General features: G+C 33.9%; 8 protein-coding genes, 1 tRNA gene and 1 pseudogene. 5 read left to right on the forward strand and 5 right to left on the reverse strand.

Going from position 1 to position 9,849, the window contains the following annotated elements; genetic code table 11:
- Positions 1–70: 70 nt before the first annotated feature.
- Together FWJ34_RS15395 and FWJ34_RS15400 are read left to right on the forward strand one after the other, a co-directional pair.
- On the forward strand, positions 71–631 hold the full coding sequence (locus FWJ34_RS15395; RefSeq protein ID WP_308256224.1) for a hypothetical protein: 561 nt from the start codon (positions 71–73) through the stop codon (positions 629–631).
- Between the two features lie 50 nt (positions 632–681).
- Positions 682–771 (forward strand) — tRNA-Ser (locus tag FWJ34_RS15400).
- Positions 772–820: 49 nt separating this feature from the next.
- On the opposite strand, the gene FWJ34_RS15405 is transcribed toward FWJ34_RS15400, so the two are convergent.
- Together FWJ34_RS15405 and FWJ34_RS15410 are read right to left on the reverse strand one after the other, a co-directional pair.
- A complete protein-coding gene (locus tag FWJ34_RS15405; protein WP_308256225.1) occupies positions 821–1,858 on the reverse strand; it encodes an NAD-binding protein in 1,038 nt (345 codons plus the stop codon).
- A gap of 30 nt (positions 1,859–1,888) precedes the next feature.
- Positions 1,889–2,170: a hypothetical protein gene (locus FWJ34_RS15410; protein ID WP_308256226.1), complete on the reverse strand. Its 282-nt coding sequence runs from the start codon at positions 2,168–2,170 to the stop codon at positions 1,889–1,891.
- Between the two features lie 183 nt (positions 2,171–2,353).
- Here FWJ34_RS15410 and FWJ34_RS15415 point away from each other — a divergent pair, with 183 nt between their 5' ends.
- Positions 2,354–4,528 (forward strand): glutamine synthetase III, encoded by a 2,175-nt coding sequence (locus FWJ34_RS15415; RefSeq protein ID WP_308256227.1) that lies wholly within the window; start codon positions 2,354–2,356, stop codon positions 4,526–4,528.
- A gap of 135 nt (positions 4,529–4,663) precedes the next feature.
- Entirely contained in the window at positions 4,664–4,942 is a 279-nt protein-coding gene (locus tag FWJ34_RS15420; protein WP_308256228.1) for a hypothetical protein, read from the forward strand.
- Positions 4,943–5,068: 126 nt separating this feature from the next.
- Here the strand turns inward: FWJ34_RS15420 and FWJ34_RS15425 are convergent, their stop codons facing one another.
- Both FWJ34_RS15425 and FWJ34_RS15430 read right to left on the reverse strand, forming a co-directional pair.
- On the reverse strand, positions 5,069–5,569 hold the full coding sequence (locus FWJ34_RS15425) for a dihem cytochrome c family protein (protein WP_308256229.1): 501 nt from the start codon (positions 5,567–5,569) through the stop codon (positions 5,069–5,071).
- A 46-nt stretch (positions 5,570–5,615) separates the two neighbouring features.
- The gene (locus FWJ34_RS15430; RefSeq protein WP_308256231.1) at positions 5,616–6,533 is read right to left on the reverse strand and encodes a MoxR family ATPase; all 918 of its coding nucleotides are present in this window, start codon (positions 6,531–6,533) and stop codon (positions 5,616–5,618) included.
- Positions 6,534–6,832: 299 nt separating this feature from the next.
- Between FWJ34_RS15430 and FWJ34_RS15435 the strand changes: the two genes are divergently transcribed.
- Positions 6,833–9,388, forward strand: a complete 2,556-nt coding sequence (locus FWJ34_RS15435; RefSeq protein WP_308256230.1) for a DUF3536 domain-containing protein — start codon at positions 6,833–6,835, stop codon at positions 9,386–9,388.
- Between the two features lie 32 nt (positions 9,389–9,420).
- Here the strand turns inward: FWJ34_RS15435 and FWJ34_RS15440 are convergent.
- Positions 9,421–9,744, reverse strand: a pseudogene (locus FWJ34_RS15440) (hypothetical protein); the annotation flags it as partial.
- Between the last annotated feature and the right edge of the window lie 105 nt (positions 9,745–9,849).

Consider the following 9,849-nt stretch of genomic DNA (forward strand, 5'->3'; position numbering starts at 1 on the left):
GGGTTTAAACCTCTTATTAGGAATTAGAAATGAAGAATAGGTGACAATTTGCAGACAAATATTACAAATTATGTTCGGTCTTAATTTAATCATTATTATTTTATTTTTTCCAGCTAGTTTTGGTTTATTATGGCAATCTTTTTCTTTAAATAATTTATCGGCTCAATTAATATCTTTTGCCTTCTTTTTATTTTCGTTAGAACAAGCAAGAATGGCAGTTATTGACTTAAAACCTTGCATTTTTAGTAAAAACTGTTTTCAAAGTACTGTATTTATTAAATTTTATCTAGTTATTATCACTACTTTAATTATAGAATTATTTGGTTTTTATTTAGCTTTATTTTCCTTAGGTTGGGGGGCAATATTTGTTTTAATTAGTCAATTTTGGTTTAATTGTTTCGCACCTGTTAAAATCAGAGAAACAGAAAATATTACCATTCAAGACTATCCTTTTACTGATAAAATAATTATTCTAGCGGCTGACACGATCGCTTTAATCTTAATGAGTTTATGGCTAATTAATATTTTTCCTTTAATCATATCTATTAGTATCTTAGCTCTTACTTTAATATTTTGTTTTGTTAAATATAGGAATCATAGGACAAAGAGTAAAGCCATTTTTTCTAATTAAGGGTGTTGTCAAAAACAATTATTTTGTGCTATAATATTTAAATATCTCTTGGAGAGATGGCTGAGCGGTTGAAAGCGGCTTCCTGCTAAGAAGTTGTGGGGTTTATAGCTCCACCGAGGGTTCGAATCCCTCTCTCTCCGTATTTTTATCCTTGACTAAAATTTTAGATTATTCAACGGGTAACTAAATTTAACTTTTCGTGCGATTAAGTTGGTAAAAACGCGCAAATTGAGGTAAATCTTCTTGATGCCCTAATACAATTAAAACATCTCCTGAATTAAGTAATAAAGAGGGATTAGGATGAGTTATTAAAGGTTCATTTCCCCGTCTTAAAGCCACTACAATAAACGCCCCTTTACCTCTAATTTCTAGTTCCCTAACCGTTCTACCGACTAAACGAGAAGTATTACCCACTACTAACTCCTCAATTTGAACGTTAATCTGTATCAGTAAATCATTTAAGTAATTTTGTTCTTCTTTTTGGGCTAAAAAATCCACCATACTAGGAGAAGTAATTAAATTTGCCATGCGTAAACCACTGACACTAGCGGGTAAAACGACATGATTTGCCCCAGCTAACCGCAATTTTTTTTCAGTGCTAGGAAGCTCACCTCTAGCTAAAATAATCAAATTTGGGTTTAATTCTCTTGCGGTAAGAGTGATAAAAACATTTGTGGCATCATTAGGTAAAACTGTGGCTAATACCTTTGCTTTTTCAATACCAGCACTAACAAGCACATTTTCGTCTGTAGCTTCTCCTTCTTGTACTAAATAAGATCGATTTTTAGCAGTAGTTAAATTTTCAATATCATTTTCAATAATCACAAATAATTCTTTGGCTTCATCTAGTTGTTTAGCTAAAACTTGCCCAATATGTCCAAAACCACAGATAATAACGTGATTTTCAAGGTTAGCTAAAGTTTTTCTTTGCCTATCAGCTTCAAATGCTCGATTTATTTCTCCTTCCGTCACCATTTGAATAAAACCTCCTACGCCATAAACTGCTGATGATGTTCCTGCAATAATTACTAACATGGTAAAAATTTTTTGGGTAGGAGTTGTTAATGGTTGTACTTCTCCATAACCAACACCAAAAATAGTAATTACTACCATATAAACTGATTCTAGTAATGACCAACCAAAGGAAACATAACCAAAAATAGCAATAATCATGGTTATAACGAAAAACATTGAACCGATAATAACTTTTTTAAAAGAACCTTGCATTGGCTAATTTGGCTACTTATTTTGATCGAATTATGGATTAGGGAAAAAGACGACTTTACCTACGAAAGTAAGTAAACTTGTTACTAATACCCCAATCAACCCAAAAACTCCTAAAGTTACCGTATTTAATCGGTTATCAACACTATCTAATCTTTTATTTATTGTACTAACTTCTGTTTTGAGGGTAGCTATATCCACTTTAATATCTGTCAACTCTTCAAATACTCTTTCAAACTTGTTATCAATTTTCTCAAATTTAGAGTTAATTAAATCCTTTAACTCTTTTAAGTCGTTATCGGTTACGGTGCTCATATTAAAATCCTATTAGCTTAATTTAGGTAAGCAAAAGAGTAATAACTTGTTAACTCCTTTTCTTGCCTCAATTTTAATATAACTTTAATTTATCAATCTGAAAACGTTTATAAAATTGTTCTTAATGGACTTTTTAAAAAACCTTTATTTATTAGAGTGAAATATTATCTAAAAAAAGTAACTATGAGCGGAAATAAATCACGGGTTGAAGCCATTAATCAGATCACAAATCGACAAATTAAGCCGTTTAACACTCCCAAACGCTTAGAAGATATGTGGGCAAAAGATGTTTTTACCCTCAGCAAAATGCAAGAATGTCTGCCAAAAGAGATTTTCAAATCCTTAAAAAAAACCATCCAAACTGGCGAACCACTTGATGTTTCCATCGCTGATGTGGTGGCTACAGCTATGAGAGATTGGGCAATTTCTAAAAAAGCTCTCTATTATGCCCACGTTTTTTATCCGCTAACTAACTCCACCGCCGAAAAACATGATGGTTTTGTATCCGTACAAGGTGACGGCTCTGTTATTTCTGAATTTGCTGGTAAAGTTTTAGTAAAAGGCGAACCTGATGGCTCATCTTTCCCTAATGGGGGTATTCGTTCTACTTTTGAAGCTAGAGGCTATACAGCTTGGGATGTAACCAGTCCAGCTTATGTAATGGAAACTGATAACGGTGTAACTTTATGTATTCCTACAGTGTTTGTATCATGGACAGGAGAGGCATTAGACAAAAAAACTCCCTTATTGCGATCAAATGCTGCTATGAATAAAGCGGCAAGAAAGGTATTAAAATTATTAGGCCATACCAACATTGCCCCCGTTAATTCTAGTTGCGGTGCAGAACAAGAATACTTTTTAGTTGACTCTAATTTTGCTCATAATCGCCCAGATTTATTATTGGCAGGAAGAACTTTATTCGGTAAACCCCCCGCTAAAGGACAAGAATTTGATGATCATTATTTTGGGGCAATTCCTGAACGGGTACAAGTGTTTATGCAGGATGTAGAAGAATCTATGTATCGTTTAGGTATTCCTGCTAAAACTAGACATAATGAAGTTGCACCCGGACAATTTGAACTTGCACCCTTTTTTGAAGCGGCCAATGTAGCAACAGATCATCAACAGTTAACCATGACAATTTTACGCAAAATGGCGAAAAAACACGGTTTTACTTGCTTACTTCATGAAAAGCCTTTCGCTGGAATTAATGGCTCAGGTAAGCACGTTAACTGGTCTGTGGGCAATGCTACTCAAGGTAACTTATTAGATCCGGGTGACACTCCTCACGCTAATGCTCAATTCTTGATTTTTTGTGGTGCAGTAATTAGAGGAGTTCATAAATATGGACCTCTTTTACGTGCGGTAGTAGCTACGTCTAGTAATGATCATCGTCTTGGTGCAAATGAAGCTCCTCCAGCTATTATCTCTGTGTATTTAGGCTCACAATTAGAGGATGTATTTGAGCAAATTCGAAACGGGGAAGTGAAAGGCTCAAAAGCTGCTCAAACTATGAATATTGGTGTTGATACCTTACCTGAATTTCCTAAAGATCCGGGTGACAGAAATCGTACTTCACCTTTTGCGTTTACTGGTAATCGTTTTGAGTTTCGGGCAGTAGGTTCAGGTCAATCCGTAGCCGGTCCTTTGGTAGCGATGAATACCATTTTAGCAGAATCTTTAGACTGGATTGCTGGAGAATTAGAAACTGAATTAGCAAAAGGTACAGAATTAAATACGGCAATTCAAAAAATTCTCCAAGAAATTATGGAAAAACATGGTAATGTGGTTTTCGGCGGTAATGGTTATTCTTCGGAATGGCATCAAATGGCTGTAGAAGAAAGAGGTTTAGCCAATTTACCTACCACTGCTGACGCTTTACCCGTGTTAAAAGAGAAATATATTGAAGAATTATTCGAGAAAATGGGGGTACTTTCTCCTGTGGAGTTACAAAGTCGTTATGAAGTCTATGCAGAACAATATTTATTGTCCATTGAAGTTGAAGCTAAATTAGTAATTAGTATGGCTAAAACGACTATTTATCCTGCGGCAATCAAATATTTATCGAACCTCACCAGTACTATAACCAGTCTTAAAGGTATCGGTATCGAAGTTGATAAAACCACTATCAAAAAAGTTGCTGATTTAGCAGATTCTTTGATCACAGAAGTTCATAAATTAAGTGATGCTCTAAGTAAACATGAATTTGAAAGTACTGAAGCTCATCTTCAATATTATGCCAAAATAATCCGCTCATTAATGGATCAAGTGCGTAAATATGCAGACGCTTTAGAAGAGGAAATTGCTGACGAATTATGGGCTTTACCTACCTATCAGGAAATGTTGTTCATCAAATAAACTAAGTAATATATAATTAACAATTAACAATTAGACTTCTCCAAAAAAATCTGATTTTAACTCAGGGATCATTAAAAACATAGCCTAAATTCATAAATAGTTTATTATAATTGATTGAATTTTTAATTATGGTCGATGTCTATTAACAATTACCTAGGGGAAGAAGAAATTATCGCTTTTATTACTTATTCTTCGTTAATTGATGGAAGGGCTTTTGATGGTTTAAAAAAGTGTTTAGAGGATGAATTTGACTATACTTATATTATTGATTTAGGGGGAAATATTCGAGCTGGAGATAAGACAGGCAATGTTTTCAATATAATGAAAAGTGTTGTTATTACTTTTTTTATTAAAAACCCTGAATTAGAAAATAAAGTTTGTGATAATGAAAATTATCAAGAAATAAAAATGTAATAATTTGTAAATTAGTTTTGAGAAAACATCAATGGAAATTATGCCAATGACGACATGATAATGATCGCCATATTGTAATTGAATTGCCGTAGCTAGTCAGAGGTAATTTTTTTGTATCGATGATGATTAATTTTCATCTTGATAATCAAAATTCCTTGCTTGTGAATGGCATTCAACACAACTATTAAGGGTAATAGTAGAAGGTAAATTTACTCGGGGGTGAAGGGCGAAAAAATAGCGAGATTGGGCGATATATTGCGGTTTTCTTTCATCTTTTAATAACTGTCGGGAATAACCTTGTAAATATAACCACATTAACCGTTGATTAAAGCCTGTTAATCCTACTTTTGTGCCGTAATGATTACCTGGATTTTCTAAAATTGTTTGCCATGTTTCTTGAGGTAAGACTGCTGGTGGTATAGGTATATGGCAAGTAGCACAGTTTTCTAAATATGATTCTTCCCCGATTTTAAAATTATCCGTAGCTTTATCTACGGATTTTGTGCTTTTAGAGATAATTAAAGAATTTTGTGCCATCACCCCATAATGAGATGCACCCCATCCTAAAATAACACTCCAGCTAACAATAAAAGCAATAATAACCGTAATCCAGCGTTTTTTGAGCATTTTTAACCTTTAATAAACTATATTCTTTATTCCTCATTCTTCATTCCTAATTATCTATTTCTATCGTTATAGTATTTAGTAAACGGGCTACTATCACCTTAGCATTTCTGCCACCGGCGGGGATAAGACGATGAGATAATACATTAGGTGCTAAAAATTTAATATCATCAGGAATAACATAGTCTCTACCTTCTAAAAATGCCAATGCCTGACTGGTTTTTTGTAAAGTAACAGTACCACGGGGGCTTACTCCTAAAATAATATCATCATCATTACGAGACGCTGTAATAAGATTTATAATATATTTTTGTATTTCTGGTGCTACTTTTATTTCTGATACTTTTTTTTGTAATTCCATTACCTCTTCTAAAGTAATACAGGGAGAAAGTTCATTTAGAGAAGTAGAATTTAATTGTCTTTCCAACATCTGTAATTCTTCCTCAAAAGAAGGATAACCTAGACTTAAAGATATAGCAAAACGATCCATTTGTGCTTCTGGTAAAGGAAATGTGCCTTGATACTCAATGGGATTTTGGGTAGCAATAACAAAGAAAGGAGAAGGTACAAAACGTGCTACACCATCAACGGTAATTTGTTTTTCTTCCATGACTTCTAACAGAGATGATTGAGTTCGAGGAGTAGCCCGATTAATTTCATCTGTTAATAATATATTAGCAAAAGCTGGACCAGATAAAAATTCAAATTCTCTAGTATTAGGATTCCAAATATTGGTACCTGTAACATCACTAGGTAATAAGTCAGGAGTGCATTGAATCCGTTGAAATTTGCCTTGGATAGAACGGGCGAGAGACTTTGCTAGTAAGGTTTTTCCGACTCCGGGTACATCTTCTAGTAAAGTATGTCCACCACTCAATAAGGCTACTATAACTAATTTAATCGCATCGTCTTTGCCTACTATTGTACGAGCTAAATTTTCTTTGAGGATGGTAATTTTTTCTCTCATTAACCGTAAATTTCCTTGTTGATTATCTTTGATTAAGTATCTTATCGCAATTATTAGCACCTCAGTTCGATCTAACATTATTCTGGTTATAGTAGTAGGGGAAGACAGAAGAAGGAAGAAGAAAAAGCAAATTTGTAAGAAAAATATTAAATATTTGAACAAAAGTTTATTACATCATAGATAATCACATTTTGATCTTTCCACATCCTCTAAAATTTTTGTGTAATTTTAACTTGATGAACATTCAGAAATTAGGAATTAAGGTTAAATTGTAAAAGAAGTATTCTATTTTTTTCCTTATGACTATTACTCTTAAAACTGCTGTTACTGAAAATATTACTCATCAGCCTTTAAATATTGAAGATTCCCCTTTGGGTATAGCAAAAGGCGTTTATGTTACAGTGCATGGACATTTTTATCAACCCCCTAGAGAAAACCCTTACCTTAACGTCATTGAAAGGCAACCTAGTGCGCATCCTTTTCATGATTGGAATGAGCGTATTTTTTATGAGTGTTATCGGAATAATGCCTTTGCTCGAATTTTCAATAATGATGGTAATATTGTCGGCATTGTCAATAATTATGAGTACATGAGTTTTAATATGGGTGCAACCCTCATGTCATGGTTAGAAAAATATGATCTCGAAGTTTATAAAAAAATCATAGAAGCTGATGCCCTTAGTTGTCAACGATTAAATGGTCATGGAAATGCTATTGCTCAAGTATATAATCATATTATTCTGCCCCTTGCCAACGAAAGAGATAAATATACCCAAGTAAGATGGGGAAAAACTGACTTTTATAAACGTTTTGGCAGACAACCAGAAGGAATGTGGTTAGCAGAGACGGCGGTAGATTATCCGACTTTAGAGGTATTAATTGCTGAGGGAATTAAATTTATTATTCTTGCGCCTACTCAAGCCGAAAGATGTCGTCCCATAATTAGAGATGAGAATGACGAATGGTTAGAAGTAGGAGGAGGGCAAATTGATCCGACACGCCCTTATCGATGTTATGTTAATGAAAAGGATTATATTGATATTTTTTTCTATGATGGTCCTATTTCTGGAGATATGGGTTTTGGGGATGTTTTATTAAGCAGTCATCATTTTTACTCTCGCTTAAAGTCAGCCGTAAGAGGAGATAATCGTCAATCGCAAATTATTTCTGTAGCTACCGATGGTGAAACTTTTGGGCATCATAAAAAAGATACAGAAAAATGTCTCGCCTATGCTTTTACTCAAGAATTTCCTGAAAAAGGATGGACAGTTACCAATTATGCTCATTATCTTAGTATTGTTACCCCAGAATGGGAAGTAGAATTAAAACCCGTTACCGCTTGGAGTTGTTACCACGGTGTCGAAAGATGGAAAGATGACTGTGGTTGTGGTGGTGGTGGTGAATATCATCAAAAATGGCGCAAACCTCTGCGAGAAACTTTAAATTGGTTGCGAGACGAGTTGACTAAAGTTTATGAAGATGTTGGTTATAATTATTTTCAAAATCCTTGGTTAGCCAGAGATGAATATATAGAAGTTATTTTAGATCGTAATCCTGACACTGTTAAACAATTTTTAAACACTCACAGCAGTCATCAATTATCCTCTGGGGAAGAAATTGACGCTTTAAGATTATTAGAAATACAGAAAAACTCCTTATTGATGTTTACCAGTTGTGGATGGTTTTTTGAAGAAATTTCTCGCCCTGAAGGTACACAAATATTACGTTATGCTTCCCATGCAGTAGAGTTAGCCGGTGAGATAGCTGGGGTACAATTAGAAAAAGAATTTATTGCTAGATTAGCCGAAGCGCCAAGTAACGTTAAACAATTTGGTAACGGTGAAGGAGTTTATCGTCAAGGAGTAATACCATCGAAAGTAAATTTAGAACAGGTAACGGCTCATTATGCCCTCAGTTCTTTATATAATAATTATCAAGAGGAAGAAACTATTTATTGTTACTCTACTCAACAATTAGATTATCAGAAACAACAGATAGGCTCTTTGACATTGGCAATAGGACAAGTGCGTTTAATATCAAATATAACTTGGGAAAGTGGGCATTTTGTTTTTGCCGTTTTACATCTTGGAGGTTGGGATTTTCATTGTTGTATTCAACCTTTTTCTAGTCGCTTGGCTTATACCCAGATGAAAGAGGAATTGTTTTCGATGTTGAAACAAACCAGTATTGTCGATTTAATTTTAACCATGAGTCGCTTATTCGGTAATAAATCTTTTGATTTAAAGCATCTTTTTGCAGAAGAAAGATTATCGATTATGGAAAAATTAACCACGACTACGAAAAAAAGACTCGATCAACTTTATACTCAAGTATATCGAGATAATTATAGTATTTTACTTGCTTTTCAACGGGATGAAGTGCCTATTCCTCAAGAGTTGCAAGTAGCTGCCGAAGTTGCTATTTCTTATCGTTGTTTGAAAGTAATTGAGGCTATTAATAACGAAAAACCAGACTTAGATAATTTAGAGTCTTATTTAATTGACTTAGAGGCGATCGCCACAGAAGCAAATGATCTAAGATGTAAATTAGAAATACCAAAAGGTAAAAAAACCCTTGAGAAATTAATTTTATCCAGTTTGCAACAAATTCTATCCCAAAGTCGATTAGATAGTTTAGAAAATGATATTCAACTGATAGATAAATTAATAAAAGTAGGAAACAAGTTGAAATTAAATCTTTGGTTAGATAAAATTCAAGAAATTTATTATGATTTTTTACACCAAAAATTATTACCGAAATTATCATCTAATAATGGTTCGTTAAAGAAAAATAATCAACTAAGATTGTGGATAAAATTAGCAGAATATTTAGATATTTTTTTGCTTCCTAATTAGCAAGTGCAGAAGTAGTAACTGCACCCGTAATCATCAGTATCATTAACCACTAATAAATCGATTTCTAAACCACCATCGATGCGTTTTACAGAGACATCGGATTGTAACTCATGAACATCAATACCTCTAGAGCGAAATAACTCTACCGCCGAAGGGCAGACTTGCCATTCTACAAATTCCCCTAAAGGATTACCTAATTTACCGATTTGTTGGTTAACTTGTTTAATTTGGCGATCGGTTTTTTTTGATTGTTCTTTTAAAATACGCTCTGTTTCTTGAAAACGTCTTTCAGTTTCTTTTTGAGCGATAACTAATTCGGCTAATAATTGCCAAAGATCATCAGCAGTTGTTGTCATGATCTATCTTTTCATTGTTTGTTCCACTAATTAATTATAACTTGATCTTTTATCTGTCTTACTTAGGGGCGATGCCAAAGGCACAGCGTAGCTGCGCGAACTTCA

This window comes from Geminocystis sp. GBBB08 (assembly GCF_016743215.1).
In the GTDB taxonomy this organism is placed as follows: Bacteria; Cyanobacteriota; Cyanobacteriia; order Cyanobacteriales; family Cyanobacteriaceae; genus Geminocystis.